Origin of the sequence: Acinetobacter sp. YH01010, from assembly GCF_013420775.1 — a bacterium.
Taxonomy (GTDB): Bacteria; Pseudomonadota; Gammaproteobacteria; order Pseudomonadales; family Moraxellaceae; genus Acinetobacter; species Acinetobacter amyesii.
The window spans coordinates 1-17,321 of record NZ_VOYF01000026.1; the positions used below are offsets into that span (position 1 = coordinate 1).

Consider the following 17,321-nt stretch of genomic DNA (forward strand, 5'->3'; position numbering starts at 1 on the left):
CTAGACAAAATGACACCAAATGAGTTTTACTATGATCAGCTACCCCAACAAAACAAGGTGGCTTAACTAGAGCGGAATATCACTTATAAATACGCTTTTAGTTGTTCAAACAAGTGGGACCACCTCTCAACACCAGTGCTGATGCTGTTTTGCACAATGTCTATATTGATATTAATCACCCTGAAAATCTGGCGATGTTTAGCGAGTCTTGCAAGAATCGCCATGAAATTAATGAAAACCTACCCATTTGCCAGTTAATCACTTCATGGGTTCGATTACTAGGGATCTTCACCATTCTGGACAATACAGATCAGGACAAAGAAACCCCTGTTCTCATTCAACTTGCTGACGGCGGTACTTTATCTATCGATGGTTGGGAAATTCTCGACCAAGAAACCAAAGATAGACGCTTGGCGTTAATGGACATTGAGCCAGATGAAGAACAAGACGTAGACGACCCTATTTTGTTCGCTCATGAGCATTCAGACTCAATCACACTCACCAAAGTCGAAAAGCCAGTAGCAGAAAGTGTATATGTCGCTACGCGTAACTCTTACAGCAACAACTTTGATTTAGTTCTTGAATGTATCTTGAATCCTGAAAAATATTACAGCCTATATCAAGGCTCATATGATGGCACTCATGTTCAAGTGATCCTGAATGACTTGGCACTACTACCATCATGTAAGACACATAAATCAGAAATTGGCGACTATGTAACATGCAATGTACTGGAGCTGTTCAAAGGCTCAATAGATGCGTATGGCGCAGAAAGTGAATTTATTGATTCATTCGTGCAACTCGACATTACACCGTACTTAGATAGCACACTGAAAATGGACTACACCGAATTGCAGTTTAGCTACCAGAGCAACGATCTCATTGCATTTTTTGGGAATGATCCATGTTCTTAACATGGATCTCTATAGAATAGGAGAAAATACAATGTCTGATCATATCTATAATTACATCATCGGCAGAATCGACAAAAGCCGTAAAATTATGGTTCTGGTGAACTACGAATCAAGATCCAATCTGGTGACTCAAGCACAGTTAATGAAAGTCCAATTCCCGAACCTCAATACCTTGAGAATGTTCCTGAATGACTTTGAGCCAACGGAAAAACATGTTATCCATTACTCGAAATACAGTAAAGAAATGCCATCAGGTGCAGATGGATATTTCCTATTTTCAGAACATGACCAACAATGGAATATTTTTGATCCAAAAGTTATAAATCGGTTTGTTCACATACACCAAGAAGCACCAGAGTTCGATAACTACCAAGATTATATCTGTTCTTGTGAAGTCAAAAACTCACCTACACTTAAAGCAAAACATAAAAAACAAGCATTTGTGCAGAAGATGATCTTCACTTCATTGGGTTTTGAGCGTTATTGCCATCATTGCAATGGCTATGAACCACTGGATCGCTTTTATTATCATTCTGATACCAAAACCTATGAAGCAGTTTGCAAGCCTTGTTATGTTCCTCATTACAAGCCTTACAAAATGAAAAAACGTATGACCAGTACGGTTGAAGAATATATTTAATCATTAACTAGAACTCAAAAAGTATTTTTAGATAATGCTTGGAATCAATTCAATTCATCAAGTTTTAAAAAATAATTCCTTTTGTCAGGTCTATCATTTTTTAAATGCTTTAAAAATATTTTCGCAGTTTCCTCCGATGCATCCTCTCTTAGGCAACGTTCAACAAAGGATATATCTACAAATTCATCTGCTAACCCAGCACGACCAAGATCTAAAAAATAAATTTCATTGAATTTATCTATAAAAATATTACTATCCGTGATATCGCCATGAGAAAAAACCAATCTTTCTTCAACACGAGTCTCGGTTAACTCATTCCATAGACTTAGGTAAGTTTTATGGTCTCCCCATAATTCAGTGTCAAAATCATCTTGATCTATATCGTCAAGGAGTTGGTTATCAATAAAAAATTTTGACTCTTTTAACCGATGATCAATGTTTGAAATAAATGGACAATCAATAATAGCAATTGAATTTAACAGATTGAGTGCCTCCTTATAGATAGCAAGCAATTCTTGGTCTGTTAAAAAAAGCGCTGAAATTGGTTTTGCATTGATCGCTTTAGTGATCATGAATTCAAACTGCTCATCCTGAAAAGTCATGATGAGTTCAGGCACCTTTAATTTCTCAGAGAGCCAACTCAACATTTTCGCTTCACGAGAGACACTGTATGTGGTCTCTGTATATAAAGTGCTAGATCGCTTAAGAAAAAAAGTTTCATTATTTCGATTAAAAGAATAAACATCCGATGGCGACTGACCAATTTTATTTGGCTCTAAAACGCTGTTTCCGATAAATTGTTGAATAATATTGGGCAATTCCATCAAGTTTTCCTTTTATTCAGCATTAAAAACCCCGCAAATGCGAGGCCTAGTAAATAGATGATCTTAATTTGGTTCACTGTAGCAAAAATATGGGGCGAATTCAAACATGAGGTGCGACAGTTTCAAAAGCCATATGATAATCAACAAGCTGAGCAAATTTCTCTAATGGTGTAAGCCAATCTAACGCCTTTCTAGGACGAGTATTCAGTGACATGGCAACTTGATTTAAATAATGCTGATCTGCCTGATTTAAATCAATCCCTTTAGGTAAATATTGCCTAATTAAACCATTCATATTTTCGCATGTGCCTTTTTGCCAGGGTGAATGTGGGTCACAGAAATATACATCTATGCCTAAATCTTCTTCGAGTATTTTATGTTCTGACATCTCACGTCCACGGTCATAGGTCAACGTTTTACGCAGTTCTGCAGGTAAATATTTCAGAGCTTCAGTTAAAGCCTTGCGCACTGATTCTGCCTTTGCATCAGGTAATGTTGCCAAGATACAGAGCCGTGTATTTCGTTCAATAAGTGTTGCTATCGAACTTTTATTGTCTTTACCTTTAATTAAATCAGCTTCCCAATGACCCGGTATTTTTCTTTCTTGAACTTCGGCTGGGCGCTCATGAATAGTTTTAATATCCTGTAATATAGAATCTTTTTTAGGTTCACCGTTAGCTTTTCGCTTTTTATTTTCATGACGTAGACAGGATAATAAGTCTTTTTTCAACTCACCCTTGGGTAATGCTCGTATCGTTGAATAAATCGTTGTATGGCTTACATTCATTGTTTGATCCAAATCAGGAAATGTCTTTAAACGCTTTGCTATTTGCTGAGGAGACCATAAACAACGGATCGCTTCAACAATAAATTTCCAGAGGATTGAATCGATTTTGAGTTTTCTGTGACCACGTCTACGTCTAGCAAAAGTGTTATCAGAAGCATATTGAGCTTGATAAACGTCATTGATGCTATTTCTTTTAAGCTCACGATAGATCGTACTAGGATGTCTTTTAATAAGTTCAGCAAATTTTCTGGCTGAAAAGCCTTCTTTTCTTGACTCAAGCATTAATGCAGTACGATCTTCAAAGTTAAGATGATGGTATGACAATTTTATATACTCCATAAACCCTTTAAATTAATTAGGTGGTTTATGTCGCACTTCAAGTTTTACTCTGCCATGGCAACTATTAATTATTGCCATCTTTTTTTGATATAGATCTATGTAATCAGGTTATTTTAATATGTGAGCCTTATTTTATTTAATTAAATATAAATAATTGATATTAGTTTTATTCAACGTATACGGTGATTTTAATTGATTAAAATATTTTAATTACTGAACCACTACCGTTGTTAAATTCAGCTTCATTAATATTTTAAGGAAAAAATTATAAACGCCACTTAATAACTATTATGGAATCTCAGATGTAGAGCACACGGCTCAAAACTTGGAGATTTTAAAATGTCACATTTCACAGTTGCAGTAGTTACCACCCCTGATGGTGATGTTGTAGATGCCCTAGAACCATTTTACGAATTTGAATGCTCAGGCATTAAAAACAAATATTGCATTTCAGAATCATCATTGGACGAAATTAAAGACCAATACGAATCGACAGAAATCACTTTGATGAAAAACTCAAAGCCTATCATAGATGATGGTGAAGAACGCTATGCGTTTCTTGACGACCCTCGTTTCGTGCGTGATGCAACAGACTTCGAGCTTGATGCCATCAAAAACAACAAAGGTGATATTTTTGCTGACTTCCCGAACGGCGGTAAACATTTATCAGTGGTACAGGTCAAAAACGATGATGGTACGTACTCAAGTCGCATTCGTGATTTAGGCATGTTCATTCAATGGCATCAAAAAGATGTGCCATGTACTGAAGTGTTTGAGCTTCAACAGTTCATTAACTGGTATAACGAAAAAGTTACGCCGACTGTTTTGACAGGTGAAAAACCTGATGAAAGTTGGACAGAATGGATAGAGCTTGATGCTGACGGTAAAGTGGTCGATTACTTCACCACCACCAACCCGAATCCGAAATACGATTGGTATGAAATCGGAGGACGTTGGAAAAACATGCTGTTGCGTCTTGATGGACGAAAAGTGGATAGCTGTCCGATTGGTGAGCTAGATTTTGAAACCGAAATCAACCGCTTAAAAACCGAAGCTAACCGTGTTTATGACTATTTTGAGAAGTGTATCGGTGATGCTTCACGTACTTGGCGGTCATGGGCTGATGTTTGGTCTGATGAATCAATCGAATCAGTGAACGATAAGCGTAATTTCTATCATAACCAAGATGCAATCTTATTAATGAAAGCCAGTGATACGGATAACCTGTTTGGCATATTCGGACATGAATTTGATGAATTTTTGGTGAGCCGTGAAGAATTCCTAGCTAAAAAATCAGCAAACCCATTCGGTACGTACTGTTTCTTAGATGCTACCACTGATGCAGAAATCGGAGATTGGACAGGTTCAGAATGTGGATTGTTTGGAGAAGACTTATACAAAGAGGAAAATTGGGAATCCAAAAACCAAGCATTGCTGAAGAGCTTTCCAAGCGACTATATAATCACGATTGTTGATTGCCATATCTAAAACCCAAACAGGGATAAGCGTAAACCCTTATCCCTTTTCTTTTGGGCATTTTTTAAAACGCATTCGATGTTTTTTAATTGATTAAAAAGGTTTTGAATTTTTAAATTTTAAATTTTAAGAAAAATTAAACAGCTATTGCGCTTTGTATAATGAATATAGATTTAATCACTATCCTTAAGGGCTTTTAATATGTGGAATACATTAGTTTTAATTCGTAAAACCGCAACGTCAAAAGAAATAAAAGACAAAGCTGATATGTATTTAAGCCAGTTAAATACTGCAACCATTTCAGCATCTCTTAAAGCTGAAATACTCTCTTTTATCGAATCTGTTTTAAACGATTAATCAACTTAGGCTCAACGCCTACAACTTGGAGAAACCCCATGAATTACTACAACACATTCACCATTCCATGCAATTTTAAAGTACAGCACATTGAAGATGGTCAATTTGTCGTGTTTTTTGCTGATGGCACTCAGTTAAGTTACCAGATTGAAAACACCAGCAAGGTTAAATGGATTGAACCTGAAGCATTCAGCTTAGAGCAAGTACTCCTAAGCTCAAAAGAGCCAATCAATGCCGATGATATTGACATCATTAAGTATGCTTCATACCGCTTAATTGCTGACACGCCATTGATTGATGATGATGGTAGCAATCCTGAACCTGATTGCCTTTACTGCAAAAAATCTAGTGACACTCTTAACAGCCTCATACTTCAAGTCACTGAAGCACATACCCTCCCATGTTGGCTACTGACATCAAACGGCGTTCATATCCTAGATATTAATGAATTGACTGAAGCTTAATAACAACAACCAGTGAAGCATGTCTATTGCTTCACTTTTTGGCAGTTGAAAACCGCATTCGATGTTTTTTTAGTTGATTAAAAAAAGGTTTAGAAATTTGGTTGTGGCCAGCGCTAGATCTGGCGCACCAGGATCAATGCTTATTTGTATGGTTCGTTAATTGCTTCCATCATTCTAATAGCATCCTCATTACTATTTTTAGCTGCTATCTGTTAAAAGTCGCAGCAAGGACCAGTAAAACAATAATAAATAATTTTAAAAAAGTTTTTGGGTTAGGTTCTATCTTAAAATAAACATATTGAAGCAGAAAGCTTAAAACTTGGAGTTGAAATGGTTTCTATTAATGAATTACTGAACAAAAACCTTGATCGCAAATATGGTCCAATTGAAGCGCATGAAGTTATAGAACTTGTTCGTGTAACTCGTGCGCCAGAATCCGTAAATAACCCTTCAATGCCATCAGTTAGAATTTCTACTGCAGATCTGCACCATATGGTTGAACAAGCTAAAAAGTTCAATTTGTGGGAAGAATGGTCCACCAAGGTTTTAGCAACTGAGTTGCCATACAACCCTTATCTTAAGCCAGTGTTTACAGGTCATAGTTTCCCACGTTCTAGCATGTCTACTGACAACTACGAAGCATTAGTACGCTCTACGTTAGTGCCGGTGCTACTACCTGAAGATAAAAAGTCTTTTATCAACCTGAATGACAAAGTTATGTCATTTAACAACCTCATGTTTGATATGCCCGATGCGATGGTGAACCATCTCATGACTGGTAAAAAACTTTGGCTATATGCAAAAAATGGGCAAGTGGTCTGGTATACCCGTGCTGAGTATGAGGCGCAAACCAAGTGGAACCAGGCTGAACAGGATGCTAAGAAAAAAATTACTGCATTGTTTGAATTATTCAATGCGCTGCAACAAGCTAAACCGATCTTTGATGCTATCGATCAGAAGAAAAACTTCAGTGCTTTACCGTTCAAATGGTTCACTGGTGTAAAAATTGTAATGTCAGGCTTGTCAGCTGGATCATGGGGCGATGGTGAAAAATCAAATACAGTGACTCACTTGGTTTTTGATGAAGACTACTCAGGATCTAAATTGGTTCGTGAGAAAAACCAGTACTTGTGCTCAGCTGGAGGCTTATTCCCTGCAGATGAAGCAAAGAAAGAATTCAAAATGAAAGTAGGTGAAGTTACCGTGGACACGGTACCGCACCTTGTTACATGTAAAGTGTGCCTAAAACGTATTTTTACGCAACTTGCATTAACTCAATCTAATTAATCAAATTTATAGGGTGTTCATCATGAATAACAAAACAATTGCCAAAAAAATGATTAACCAAGTTAAATCGGTTATCACTGACCCTCAAGCAAAAAGCTTGTTGGCTGCTTATCACGTAGAGACGTCATTTACCCACTTCTACGAAACACACAGCCACATTTACTTGGTTGGTAAAGACATTACTGCAGTCATGGCCAAACATTTTCCATACTTCACGTTTAAGACTCGTGATAACAAGAAAGCCCGTCACGGTATTGGCGATGGCTCAATGTCTGATTGCTTAAACAAGCTGCGCCGTGTGTATCGCTTAGAAATCAAAAAACCGATTAGCGAGAAGTTTATCGCTGAAGCTGGTGCACCGACTTTCACAAAAAGCCAATCTGTAAGTCCTGTTGCTTATTTGATTGATGAAGTTGTGCAACAAGAAACAGCGCCGATCGCACGATCTGACGTTCAAAACAGTTTCCAGGATCTTTTCAATTGATTTGAGGCTTATATGAATATGCATACGACTCAAAAGAGTGAGAGAGACAAAATGACAAAACGCTGTTCTGTTGATGTGAAGTCACCCTGGTTCTTCATAGAGGACCAAATCCCAAACAAAGATGGCACGGCGTTTATTGTGTGGGATGAATTCTTAGACCATGAAATTAAACCTATCCGCTGGAGCGATAAGATCCGTGACTATGCTTCAGGTGAAGTCGAATGGAGTGGAAGCTTCTTATTTTGGCGATATGATGATGGTACACCAGCTGAATCACCAAGAAGCTATCAGCAATCTTAATTTCTTATATTTCCGAGGGTGTAGCCAATTGATTTTGAGATTTGATCAATCTCTTTAAGGCAAAGGTTTGATTCCTTGAATGCCAGTTCGAGTCTGACCATCCCCGTCATTGCCAACAAATTCCCTCAAATGAATCAATTGAAGACAATCATACCAGCCTCACTAAAATAGTTACGGCTTTGACGTTCTGACTTAGGTTCCCAATCTCTATTTTTCAGATTACATGATCCAGCAGCAATTTTAGCCTTGCCAAACTTACTTTGAATGTTTTGAAACGCCGTCATTAACGCTTGCTCTTTTTCAAGCTGCTCTACGTCAGTTAGTAGGCCGATCGTGCGATGTTCTTCTTTTATCAATTCACACAACATCACGCCACATTTCTTAAACTCTATCCCCTCTTTGTACAATTTATCAATCAGTGATGTGGCAGCTTTAACCAGTTGCATCAAATTGTTTGTAGGTTGGGTAAACGTGTATGTTAACGACTTGCTGTAATACGGTTTTGACTGGTCAAATGGGTTGGATTGCAAGAAAACAATCAGAGATCCGCATAGCTGGTGTTCAGCAACAAGCCGATTGAATGCATTATGGGTATATTTGCTGACGGCTTCTTGAAGAATTGAGAGCTCAGTAATTTTCTGGCCGAAAGATTTGCTCGAGACAATCTGTTGTTTCGCCTTAGGTGAACTTTCAAATTCAAAGCATGGCTGGCCAAGCAATTCTAAAATCGTACTTTGCATATTCACATTGAAGAGTTCACGCATTCGATTCGGGTTGGATGTTGCAAGATCCAGCACACTTAAAATCCCCATGTCATTAAGCTTTTTAGCGTACTTTCGCCCTACACCCCATATTTCATCAACTGGCATGCTTTGATAGTAGCTTTCGACATCTACCAGGCTCATTGTCACTAAATTACAGATTCCATTTAATTCTGGATTCTTTTTGGCAAGGTTGTTGGCCATTTTACTTTCAGTCAGTGTTCTACCAACACCCACGCACGTTGTTAAGCCAATAAACTTATATACTTGATGCCGAATCTCCCGTGCCATTTCAGTAGCATCAAAGTTTTTAGTAAATTGAGTAAATTCTATAAAGCCTTCATCAATGCTGTAAATGCTGTAACAGCTTGGATCTACAAAACCAGATAATATTCCATGAAAACGGCGTGACATTTCGCCATATAGCGCAAAATTGCTCGATAGCACATGAACGTTATGTTTATTGATGATGTCTTGGACCTTAAAGAGTGGCGCACCCATCGGGATTTTTAAGAGTTTAGCTTCAGCGCTTCTCGCGATGATTGTTCCATCATTAGAGCTTAAGACAACGCATGGTTTACCCTTTAACTTAGGGTTCCAAAATGCTTCCATCGAACAATATGCCGAATTTATATCAACATGAATAAATACCCGGTTTGTCATTTTCGTGCGTCTTTAATGATGTAAGTCACTACGCCCCACACAATCAATTCCTGTTCAGGTTTTAGAAAAATATGTGAGTGCTCTTGGTTTTCTGCTTTAAGCCAAACTGGAGGGATAGATTTTGCATCTGGACCAAAAATTTCATTAATTTCACCAGCTGACATTTGCTTGGTGATCATCAACCGCTTAACGGTAAAGTCTGTTTCTAGCTGAGCAACAATAATATCTAGATGCTTGGCGTCTAAGCTTCTATCGATTATGAGCTTATCGTTAATATCTATACCGGCATTTAGCATGGAACGAGAGCCTACTTTACCAATAAACGTAGAGTACTCATTGGTGATCAGCATTTCGTTGAGATCGACCGACTTTTCAATAAAATCTTGTGCTGGTGATGCAAATCCAGCCGACAGCAGCTCTAACGCCACTGGAATGCGTTTAGGTGCACCAGGAGCAAGAGCTTCAATTTCAACTAAATCACCAGCTTTAAGCGGTATTTCTGATTTTTCTGACATCTCAAGACCGGTGAAAGAATATATATACCAATTCTATTTCTTGCATGTCTGATGATCAATCAAAAAATAAAAACCAGTAGGCATGCCACTTGCCTACTGGTCGTATTGGAAGTTCAAAATTGACTTAGATCTTAGAAAAACTCAAGTGATATAAGGCTGTTGCGCGTACTAAATTTTGACGCGGTGATTTTGGTTTCCAGGCCTGGTCAGACCATGGCCAGAGATCAGGAACCGACTCACTTGTATATGCAGATGGTTTAGAGGGAATTCATCGCATAAACAGATTGAGCATTTAATAGCGTTGAATGTTAAATATCTACGGCAAACTGCTTTCAGATTCATGAATTGGGTTTGTTCAAAAACAGCGTTATTAATTAAAAACTAAAACGCCTTTCCACATGTACAAAACCAGTAGAATAAAACCAATAAGAATATGCACTTCGATAATGACTATTAGCCAGCTTCTGCACATATTGAATAAATACTTAAAGAACGATGGCGCTTGGTGTTTATATTCGTTTTCTTCTTCGTAGTCATCTGTATTGACATGGTTCCAAAACGGTTTCTCTTTGGTTTTACACGGGTTGTCATTATCAGATTTAGACAAAATTTTTACCTTTTATAACCTAACCAATTAGATAATTATATTAAATCTATTAGCCACAAAAACTTTATCAAAAAACTTTTTTTCGTTAATTTATTTGTTTAATGCACTGATCAAATTAAATGTGAGTGACTTGGACCTATCTAATCGTATGAAACTGAGTGTTACTGAAGTTGGACATCTATATTCACTTGAATACACAACCAAGATTGAAGTGCTGGAAGAAGCATTTTTAGCATTAGGACTTTGGATCTTCAGGTTATTTAATTAACTTCTACCCTTTTGACCTAGCCTAGCTAGGTTTTTTTTTGAAAAAATTTTAAAGCCCAAACAGTCTTTAAAATGAATACATCAAGCTCATTGCTTAAAACCTGGAGTATTCAAGATGTATCTACGCTACACGATGTTTAAAACAGATGGAGAAAAAGTCCTTAGTTCGCACGGCATTGGGTTAAGCAACTGCTTTATTTACCATGCAGCGGAAATACTCTACAAAGAGGTTCAAAATTCTGCATCTTTTGACCGTTACATTGAGAGATTATCAAAGTGTAATACGATCAAATACAACCACGAACGACACGGCGACAAAGCACGTATTGTCTATTTTGCACCTGAAGATCTAACGCGTGTCTCTTACAGTACAACATATAGCGAACGGGTTGAAAATGCCAATATCGATAGCTTTGACTTGATTACCCTGTACGCTGAGTACAAAACTATTTTTAGTTGTATCTATTTTGATATATCAACGAATACCTGGTCTGTACGTACATACACTGATGTATTAACATCAATGGGCATGTTAAAGCCACCAGTAGCACAGTTAGCATTTGCAATATAAGAGCCCCTGAAAAGTCTTATACCCACCTAGCATTGACCAATCAATGCTAGGTTTTTTTTACGATGCAATTTGATATTTCATTTCATGTTTAAAGTTTGCTTTGACAAGTGCATGGGATAGATCTGGAGGTACTGAGTTACCTACCATTCTGTATTGCTCAGTTTTCGTCAGCTTAATTTTTTGGTTATTTTCATCTACACCATGAGTAAAGATGTAATTGCTTGGAAAGCCCTGAGCCTTATACAACTCAAATGGTTGAATCATCCTAAAACCAATGTCTTCAATATAATAATGTTCATTATTGATTTCGATTAAGCCGAAACGTTCAAACAAGTCATTCTTAAAGTTGAATTGCCCGGTAAATTTCAAAAGTAGCGCACGTACTTCCGCAAACTGATTCACGGTCGTTAACGTGTGAAATGGTTCTGATAGCTCTTGGCCAGTGCACCCCTTTTTCATTTTAGATAGGTGACACACGTATAGCGCATGTGTACCGCCTTTTGTTTCTGCTGTAATTGTACGTAATGGCTCATTTATTGGCATGGATCTACGACTTGAACCATTGGCACACTCAGTAAGAATTGGCGCCACATTGTCCACGATGTAAGGTTTTGGGTTGTGAACGATATATTTTAAAATCCCCCTCACAATTCGCTCTAATGTAGCTGGTGCTAAAGGTTTTTTACGCTTGAATATGCTTAGGGTGTGTTGACACTTTTAGTTTAAAAAAATAGCGAAGTAGTAAAATCAAATCGCCAAACCCAATTTTACTATTCGCTATGCCTCGTACCATGCTGACAGATCAACCCTGGCAAAAGTTGAAAGTTATTCTGCGTAATTTATCCATTCACCACAACTCAAATTTACGCAATTTTATTGAAGCTATTCTCTATAGAATTAGAACAGGCTGTCCGTGGCGAGATATTCCTTCTTGTTTTGGTCATTCCAACTCTATTTTCAAACGTTTTAATCGTTGGTCAAGCAGCGGTAAGTTACTTAGATTATTCAAATTACTAGCCTCATGCCCCGATATGGAGTGGATTTTTATTGATGGCTCTCATGTACGTGCTCATCAACATTCTGCCGGTATAGCGAATCAATCTATTTCTAAAAGTGTAGGAGGAAACTCCTCAAAAATACATTTGATTGTTGATGCACATGGCAATCCTATTGATTTCATGATTACCGATGGAACCACACATGATGTTAAAGTTGCACCTGATTTAATATCAACATTAGATTTAAAAGAGACAAAAGTGGTATGTGCAGATAAAGGCTATGATTCAGAACCACTGCGTGAACAGATCAGGAAAACAGGGACTAAAGCGAATATACCAAAGAAAACAAATAGCCAATCGAACAATGACCATATGGACTGGTATTTATATAAAATCAGGCATTTAGTTGAAAATATGTTTTGTAGATTAAAGCAATTTAGAGGAATAGCTACTCGATATGACAAGCTCAAAAGAAATTATCAAAGTTCTGTTGCTTTAGCCTGTATATTTTTATGGCTACCTTTATAGGGTTAATTATGAACAGTAAATGTCAACAGACCCTACTTAAAAATTCTTTAGCTTTAATGGATTTTTAAATTAAGCTGAAATTAGCTTTATTTTCCTTTATAGTTACCATGACCAAATCCTGCTTTTTATAAAGCGGGATTTTGTTATATGTGATATTCAATATGTTCCGGACAATTAAGTTATGACTTTCCAAAGTTTTGAAGTAGTACATGTGGTTGCTATGGACAACCAACGTTGTATTGGTAAGGATAACGATCTGCCTTGGCATATTTCTGCTGATTTAAAACACTTTAAAGAAATTACCCAAGGTGGGGTAATTATCCTTGGTCGTAAAAATTTTGATTCGATTGGTCGTCCGCTTCCTAAACGTGTAAATTGGGTAATTACTCGAAACCATAATTGGAATTTTGACGGCGTTAAAGTTGCACATTCAATCGAAGAAGCCTTAGAGAAATCTATTCCTGACGTTCAAGCATCAGAGAAACCAAATACAATTTTTATTATTGGTGGTGGTGAGATTTTCAAGCAAACCATCAATATTGTGGATCGACTAGAGCTTACTCATGTTGATTTAAATGTTGAAGGTGATATTTTTTATCCTAAAATTCCAAATGATTTTGTGAAGATAGCGTCAGAACAACATATTGATGACAAAACCGGCATTGCTTTTGAGTTCGCAACCTACAGAAAATAAAACCTATTTCTCATGAAAAAGTGATGATGCAGGGACGCGAATATATCTCCAGACATTGGAGTCTGTGGCTGCTGGGCAGCCTGTTTACTTTATTCGTCATTCTGTCGAGCCTGTGGCTCAGCCTCATGCTGTGGGTTCATCTTCCCATCGGCAAAATCGGCAGCTTGATACTGATTGGACTCTGGCTGACCTTTGCGCTGGTCGTTCTCGGGATTTATTTCACCCGGCATCTGATCTCCCGCCAAGTGGATAGCGTTCTTTATCTTCTGGCCTTTTTATTCTGTTTGCTAGGATATTTCAGTCTGGAAGCGCGTCAGGATCGAGAGTGGAATCCTGAGGTTTCCCAGCTTCTGCATTATGAGCAGCAAGGCGATCAGGTTACCTTACACAATATCCGCAACTTTGACTGGCAGGCCGATGGTCGCTATATCGAACGCTGGGAAAGCCGCAGTTTTGATCTGAATCAGATTACTGGCGTGAACATCATTACTTCCTACTGGATGGGGCCTAAAATTGCCCATACCCTGGTCAGCTTCGATTTTGCCAATCAAAAGCCACTCACCTTCTCGATTGAAATCCGCAAGGAAAAGAATGAAGAGTTTTCAGCGATTGGTGGCTTTTTCCGAAAATATGAACTGAGTCTGGTCGCATCGGATGAAAAGGATATTGTCTATACCCGTAGCAATGTCCGTGGTGAACAGGTCTATTTTTTCCCAGTCAAAATGCCGCAAGCTCAGGCTAAAGCGCTATTCAAGGAATATCTGCGTCAGGCCGATGAGCTGGCCCAAAAGCCAAAATGGTACAATACCCTGACCAGTAATTGCACCACACTAGTCTTTGATATGGTTCAGGCGATATCGCAACAACAGCTACCCTCAGATTACCGGTTGCTGGCCTCCGGCTATTTACCGAATTATCTCTATGATCTTAAAGTACTAGAACAGTCTTGGGATATGCACACTTGGTATCAACGGGCACATGTCAATCCACGGGTAGAACGCACCGCTAATCTCTCCAGTCAGGACTATTCACGCCTGATCCGGCAGGGCCTACCAAAACCCGACATGCGATAACTGTGTAGCAAATCCACTTCAATAAAGATACAAAATCAACTGGAACCTTGATCATTTTTTTGTTTATATACAAATAGCTAGTCAATGATCAGAGTATCTCTCATGCTAAAAAAATTAACTGCAATCGCGATTTTAGGCTCGGTTCTAACGGTCATGGGCTGCGAAACTGTGCCCAATACAGCCACGACACAAACCGCGAATCATTTACAACTTTTGCAAAATCGTACTTGGATTGCGACCCAGATTGGTAATACTGAAATCAAGACTGCGCCAACCGCACGCAATGTTCCGAGTCTGCAATTTGATGCCAGTACCCAGCGCGTTTCAGGTTCAGATAGCTGTAACCGGATTATGGGCAGCTACACAGCAGCAAAAGATACGCTGACCCTGAGTCAAATGGCTACTACCCGTATGGCTTGCATGAACAACGATCAGCTTGATCAGAAATTTAATGAAGCTTTAGCTAAAGTGACGCATTATCAGGTATTTGCTAAAACCTTAAAATTACTGGATCGCCATGGAAATCTCTTGATCCAGCTGGAAAGTGCTGTTCAGCCGCGTTAATACTTCCCTACAAAAAGCCTGTATGGACAGGCTTTTTTATCTTTCATACTGATGAGCTGGAATTTAACCATCAGCCCGATTGAGTTATTTAATTGAATGAGGAATCAACCATGCAACAGGCACTTTTCGGTGGGGGATGCTTTTGGTGTACTGAAGCCGTATTTTTACAGATTCAGGGAGTTCAGCAAGTCGTCAGCGGTTACGCAGGTGGGCACACAACTTAAACATTCATAATTAAGGTCCACACATTGAGCAGCTGTCTTCCATGGTTGTTTTTTCGTTTTTTGAGGTGCAAAAAAGTCAAATTCAGCATGTGTGGGTTCTGGCCAGACGATCGGTAAATTGTCACGCCGAGCAATTAAGAAAAATCTATTTCTCAATGTCGGTGCACCATAGTCGCATGCTCGTAGTTCACGATATTCGACCGTGTACCCTTGGTACCTGAGCGCATTCACGAAACAGTTAAACGTTCGCCCTTTCCGCTTTAAAATCGGTTTACCGTTCTTATCCAAATCACCCCATTCAACAAACTCAACCACGTTTTCAAGCATGATGATTCGTGGTCGAACTGTTGCAGCCCACCTTAAAGCAATCCAAGCTAAACCGCGGATCTTCTTGTTTAACGGCTTGCCACCTTTCGCACGGCTATGATGTTTACAGTCTGGACTAAGCCAAACCAAGCCAACAGGTTGATTGCCCGTAATCTTTACAGGGTTAACATCCCAAACACTCTCGCAGTAGTGCTTTGTTTTTGGATGATTGATGCGATGCATGGCCAAGGCTTTCGGATCATGATTAATTGCAATATCAATCGGTCTACCGAACGCACGTTCTAAACCAGTTGATGTACCGCCACCGCCAGCAAAGTTATCAACGATTAATTCATGTGGAAGCAAGTTATACATAGAAATTCCCTCTTACAAATGCCCCTTTATGGCTTAGATCTCTTAATTCATGCGGTACATCTTCTGGAGACAGATACCTATAAGCATGAATAACCTTGCTCAGATTCATACAGCCACCCCCATGCTTTCAACGGCACTTTCTAATGTTTGATGTGCTGAATAATCATCACAGTCGTAATAATCGTCATCGATCAAATTAGAGATGTCGTAGTCACTCAAACCGCTATTTAAACAGCGACTCAAAAGCTCAGGATCTAAACGATCATACTTGTTGCAAATCGTCATTAACGAATTGCTATGTGCGTTGTTTGCCGTGAAAAATGAGTATGCAAAACCTTCAGGCGTTACGCTTCTAGCATTCTTAGTCGCAATACTATTGCCACCGTATAGGCGGTGCATTTTAGAGCCCTCAACAGGTTCAACAGGTGCAATTGGTAGGTCGGCATTGAAACGGCCCCACAATAATGTTTTCTTTGTGTATGTATCACCAAAATGAAACGGATCAAACGACAGACGCCACGGCGACAACCCGGTTAAGCTCGCAATACGCCCTACTGGATTCTCAATTGCCCAAATATTCGGTTTAAAAAATTCAATTGTTCTTAAAGTTTGGTACACCAGCTCAATACTGCTTAACGTGCGACCATCAGCATCTTTGGCAGTAAAATGTCTTGCACCAGAAACAGCAAAGTCTGTACATGGGCATGCAGCTAAAATCGCATGAACGTCCAAACCATCAAAGCATGCAAAAAGCTCGTTAAAGAATTCCACGCTGAAGTTATTAATATCGCCAAAATAAGGATCTGCCTGTATATCAAACCGAAATACTTGATAGCCAGCATCAACCCATGGTTGTGACCATGTGCCAGACAAATCAAAAAGAGAAAGGACAATTTTTTGGTTGTTTTGGTTGCGGATCGTTGGATCTAGATATTGGTTAAACGCAACGTTTTTCCATTGTTCTAAACGTTCTAATGCGGAAGATCTGGACATCCAGCCATTAGCTTCAACATATGCTTGTGATTTCTTATTTAAGCGAACAACTTCATTCTTATGCGGTGCATCAAAGATGTTTGAAATCTTAAACTCAGCATCAATAAAACTACTTCTTGCATCCAATAAAAGAGAGATGGATCCGGAAATTTGAACAACTCCTATAAGTGATACTCTGCTCCTCAAATGATGTTATAAACATCAATATATGGAGTATTTTATGGCACGTAGACCAAGAAGAAATCATTCAAACGACTTTAAGGCTAAGGTAGCACTTGCTGCGATCAAAGCAGAAAAAACACTTGCTGAA

Annotated in this window: 20 protein-coding genes and 2 pseudogenes; 14 read left to right on the plus strand and 8 right to left on the minus strand. The window is 38.6% G+C overall.

Annotation, left to right across the window (positions count from 1 at the left end; genetic code table 11):
• Positions 1 to 113: 113 nt before the first annotated feature.
• Entirely contained in the window at positions 114 to 914 is an 801-nt protein-coding gene (locus FTT77_RS15645; RefSeq protein ID WP_373685048.1) for a hypothetical protein, read from the plus strand.
• 31 nt (positions 915 to 945) lie between these two features.
• Positions 946 to 1,554, plus strand: a complete 609-nt coding sequence (locus tag FTT77_RS15650; protein WP_024160765.1) for a hypothetical protein — start codon at positions 946 to 948, stop codon at positions 1,552 to 1,554.
• Positions 1,555 to 1,598: 44 nt separating this feature from the next.
• Here the strand turns inward: FTT77_RS15650 and FTT77_RS15655 are convergent, their stop codons facing one another.
• Positions 1,599 to 2,378 carry an aminoglycoside O-phosphotransferase APH(3')-VIa gene (locus FTT77_RS15655; protein WP_000422636.1) on the minus strand — a complete coding sequence of 260 codons (780 nt, stop codon included), beginning with the start codon at positions 2,376 to 2,378 and terminating at the stop codon, positions 1,599 to 1,601.
• 100 nt (positions 2,379 to 2,478) lie between these two features.
• A complete protein-coding gene (locus FTT77_RS15660) occupies positions 2,479 to 3,447 on the minus strand; it encodes an IS30 family transposase (protein ID WP_012308653.1) in 969 nt (322 codons plus the stop codon).
• Between the two features lie 396 nt (positions 3,448 to 3,843).
• Between FTT77_RS15660 and FTT77_RS15665 the strand changes: the two genes are divergently transcribed.
• From FTT77_RS15665 to FTT77_RS15690, 6 genes are all read left to right on the plus strand, one after another.
• On the plus strand, positions 3,844 to 4,992 hold the full coding sequence (locus FTT77_RS15665) for a hypothetical protein (protein WP_024160769.1): 1,149 nt from the start codon (positions 3,844 to 3,846) through the stop codon (positions 4,990 to 4,992).
• A gap of 189 nt (positions 4,993 to 5,181) precedes the next feature.
• Entirely contained in the window at positions 5,182 to 5,337 is a 156-nt protein-coding gene (locus tag FTT77_RS15670) for a hypothetical protein (protein WP_005006030.1), read from the plus strand.
• Positions 5,338 to 5,375: 38 nt separating this feature from the next.
• A complete protein-coding gene (locus tag FTT77_RS15675; RefSeq protein WP_024160768.1) occupies positions 5,376 to 5,801 on the plus strand; it encodes a hypothetical protein in 426 nt (141 codons plus the stop codon).
• Between the two features lie 330 nt (positions 5,802 to 6,131).
• Positions 6,132 to 7,088, plus strand: a complete 957-nt coding sequence (locus FTT77_RS17525; protein WP_228160841.1) for a hypothetical protein — start codon at positions 6,132 to 6,134, stop codon at positions 7,086 to 7,088.
• 22 nt (positions 7,089 to 7,110) lie between these two features.
• Positions 7,111 to 7,572: a hypothetical protein gene (locus FTT77_RS15685; RefSeq protein ID WP_046127872.1), complete on the plus strand. Its 462-nt coding sequence runs from the start codon at positions 7,111 to 7,113 to the stop codon at positions 7,570 to 7,572.
• A gap of 51 nt (positions 7,573 to 7,623) precedes the next feature.
• Entirely contained in the window at positions 7,624 to 7,872 is a 249-nt protein-coding gene (locus tag FTT77_RS15690) for a hypothetical protein (RefSeq protein WP_033917550.1), read from the plus strand.
• Positions 7,873 to 8,006: 134 nt separating this feature from the next.
• On the opposite strand, the gene FTT77_RS15695 is transcribed toward FTT77_RS15690, so the two are convergent.
• From FTT77_RS15695 to FTT77_RS15705, 3 genes are all read right to left on the minus strand, one after another.
• Positions 8,007 to 9,296: a Y-family DNA polymerase gene (locus FTT77_RS15695; protein ID WP_038350012.1), complete on the minus strand. Its 1,290-nt coding sequence runs from the start codon at positions 9,294 to 9,296 to the stop codon at positions 8,007 to 8,009.
• The gene (gene umuD / locus FTT77_RS15700) at positions 9,293 to 9,811 is read right to left on the minus strand and encodes a translesion error-prone DNA polymerase V autoproteolytic subunit (protein WP_033917549.1); all 519 of its coding nucleotides are present in this window, start codon (positions 9,809 to 9,811) and stop codon (positions 9,293 to 9,295) included. The genes FTT77_RS15695 and umuD overlap by 4 nt, the downstream gene beginning before the upstream one ends.
• A gap of 370 nt (positions 9,812 to 10,181) precedes the next feature.
• Positions 10,182 to 10,418 carry a hypothetical protein gene (locus FTT77_RS15705; protein ID WP_038350011.1) on the minus strand — a complete coding sequence of 79 codons (237 nt, stop codon included), beginning with the start codon at positions 10,416 to 10,418 and terminating at the stop codon, positions 10,182 to 10,184.
• Positions 10,419 to 10,800: 382 nt separating this feature from the next.
• On the opposite strand from FTT77_RS15705, the gene FTT77_RS15710 reads away from it, so the two are divergent.
• Positions 10,801 to 11,256: a hypothetical protein gene (locus FTT77_RS15710; RefSeq protein ID WP_033917523.1), complete on the plus strand. Its 456-nt coding sequence runs from the start codon at positions 10,801 to 10,803 to the stop codon at positions 11,254 to 11,256.
• Between the two features lie 57 nt (positions 11,257 to 11,313).
• Here the strand turns inward: FTT77_RS15710 and FTT77_RS17530 are convergent, their stop codons facing one another.
• Complete coding sequence (locus tag FTT77_RS17530) at positions 11,314 to 11,904, minus strand: DNA cytosine methyltransferase (RefSeq protein ID WP_227504911.1); 591 nt, start codon at positions 11,902 to 11,904, stop codon at positions 11,314 to 11,316.
• Between the two features lie 131 nt (positions 11,905 to 12,035).
• Between FTT77_RS17530 and FTT77_RS15720 the strand changes: the two genes are divergently transcribed.
• The 5 genes and pseudogenes from FTT77_RS15720 to FTT77_RS15740 form a co-directional block, all read left to right on the plus strand.
• Positions 12,036 to 12,782: an IS5-like element ISAba31 family transposase gene (locus FTT77_RS15720; RefSeq protein ID WP_180109543.1), complete on the plus strand. Its 747-nt coding sequence runs from the start codon at positions 12,036 to 12,038 to the stop codon at positions 12,780 to 12,782.
• A 181-nt stretch (positions 12,783 to 12,963) separates the two neighbouring features.
• Positions 12,964 to 13,476 carry a trimethoprim-resistant dihydrofolate reductase DfrA41 gene (gene dfrA41 / locus FTT77_RS15725; protein WP_004729503.1) on the plus strand — a complete coding sequence of 171 codons (513 nt, stop codon included), beginning with the start codon at positions 12,964 to 12,966 and terminating at the stop codon, positions 13,474 to 13,476.
• Between the two features lie 23 nt (positions 13,477 to 13,499).
• Positions 13,500 to 14,549 (plus strand): DUF4105 domain-containing protein, encoded by a 1,050-nt coding sequence (locus FTT77_RS15730; protein WP_077170331.1) that lies wholly within the window; start codon positions 13,500 to 13,502, stop codon positions 14,547 to 14,549.
• Between the two features lie 102 nt (positions 14,550 to 14,651).
• Positions 14,652 to 15,113, plus strand: coding sequence for an META domain-containing protein (locus FTT77_RS15735; protein WP_033917524.1), 462 nt, complete (start codon positions 14,652 to 14,654; stop codon positions 15,111 to 15,113).
• 110 nt (positions 15,114 to 15,223) lie between these two features.
• Positions 15,224 to 15,334: pseudogene (locus FTT77_RS15740) on the plus strand (peptide-methionine (S)-S-oxide reductase); the annotation flags it as partial.
• Here the strand turns inward: FTT77_RS15740 and FTT77_RS15745 are convergent.
• Together FTT77_RS15745 and FTT77_RS15750 are read right to left on the minus strand one after the other, a co-directional pair.
• Positions 15,332 to 16,018: pseudogene (locus FTT77_RS15745) on the minus strand (DNA cytosine methyltransferase); the annotation flags it as partial. The pseudogenes FTT77_RS15740 and FTT77_RS15745 overlap by 3 nt on opposite strands.
• Before the next feature lie 105 nt (positions 16,019 to 16,123).
• Complete coding sequence (locus FTT77_RS15750; protein WP_042893681.1) at positions 16,124 to 17,137, minus strand: DNA cytosine methyltransferase; 1,014 nt, start codon at positions 17,135 to 17,137, stop codon at positions 16,124 to 16,126.
• Between the last annotated feature and the right edge of the window lie 184 nt (positions 17,138 to 17,321).

Excerpts from the sequence above, each read along its gene's own strand:
- FTT77_RS15650 (WP_024160765.1), top strand. The coding sequence starts at position 946 with ATGTCTGATCATATCTATAATTACATCATCGGCAGAATCGACAAAAGC.
- FTT77_RS15655 (WP_000422636.1), bottom strand. The coding sequence starts at position 2,378 with ATGGAATTGCCCAATATTATTCAACAATTTATCGGAAACAGCGTTTTA.
- FTT77_RS15660 (WP_012308653.1), bottom strand. The coding sequence starts at position 3,447 with ATGCTTGAGTCAAGAAAAGAAGGCTTTTCAGCCAGAAAATTTGCTGAA.
- FTT77_RS15665 (WP_024160769.1), top strand. The coding sequence starts at position 3,844 with ATGTCACATTTCACAGTTGCAGTAGTTACCACCCCTGATGGTGATGTT.
- FTT77_RS15670 (WP_005006030.1), top strand. The coding sequence starts at position 5,182 with ATGTGGAATACATTAGTTTTAATTCGTAAAACCGCAACGTCAAAAGAA.
- FTT77_RS15675 (WP_024160768.1), top strand. The coding sequence starts at position 5,376 with ATGAATTACTACAACACATTCACCATTCCATGCAATTTTAAAGTACAG.
- FTT77_RS17525 (WP_228160841.1), top strand. The coding sequence starts at position 6,132 with ATGGTTTCTATTAATGAATTACTGAACAAAAACCTTGATCGCAAATAT.
- FTT77_RS15685 (WP_046127872.1), top strand. The coding sequence starts at position 7,111 with ATGAATAACAAAACAATTGCCAAAAAAATGATTAACCAAGTTAAATCG.
- FTT77_RS15690 (WP_033917550.1), top strand. The coding sequence starts at position 7,624 with ATGACAAAACGCTGTTCTGTTGATGTGAAGTCACCCTGGTTCTTCATA.
- FTT77_RS15695 (WP_038350012.1), bottom strand. The coding sequence starts at position 9,296 with ATGACAAACCGGGTATTTATTCATGTTGATATAAATTCGGCATATTGT.
- umuD (WP_033917549.1), bottom strand. The coding sequence starts at position 9,811 with ATGTCAGAAAAATCAGAAATACCGCTTAAAGCTGGTGATTTAGTTGAA.
- FTT77_RS15710 (WP_033917523.1), top strand. The coding sequence starts at position 10,801 with ATGTATCTACGCTACACGATGTTTAAAACAGATGGAGAAAAAGTCCTT.
- FTT77_RS15720 (WP_180109543.1), top strand. The coding sequence starts at position 12,036 with ATGCCTCGTACCATGCTGACAGATCAACCCTGGCAAAAGTTGAAAGTT.
- dfrA41 (WP_004729503.1), top strand. The coding sequence starts at position 12,964 with ATGACTTTCCAAAGTTTTGAAGTAGTACATGTGGTTGCTATGGACAAC.
- FTT77_RS15730 (WP_077170331.1), top strand. The coding sequence starts at position 13,500 with ATGATGCAGGGACGCGAATATATCTCCAGACATTGGAGTCTGTGGCTG.
- FTT77_RS15735 (WP_033917524.1), top strand. The coding sequence starts at position 14,652 with ATGCTAAAAAAATTAACTGCAATCGCGATTTTAGGCTCGGTTCTAACG.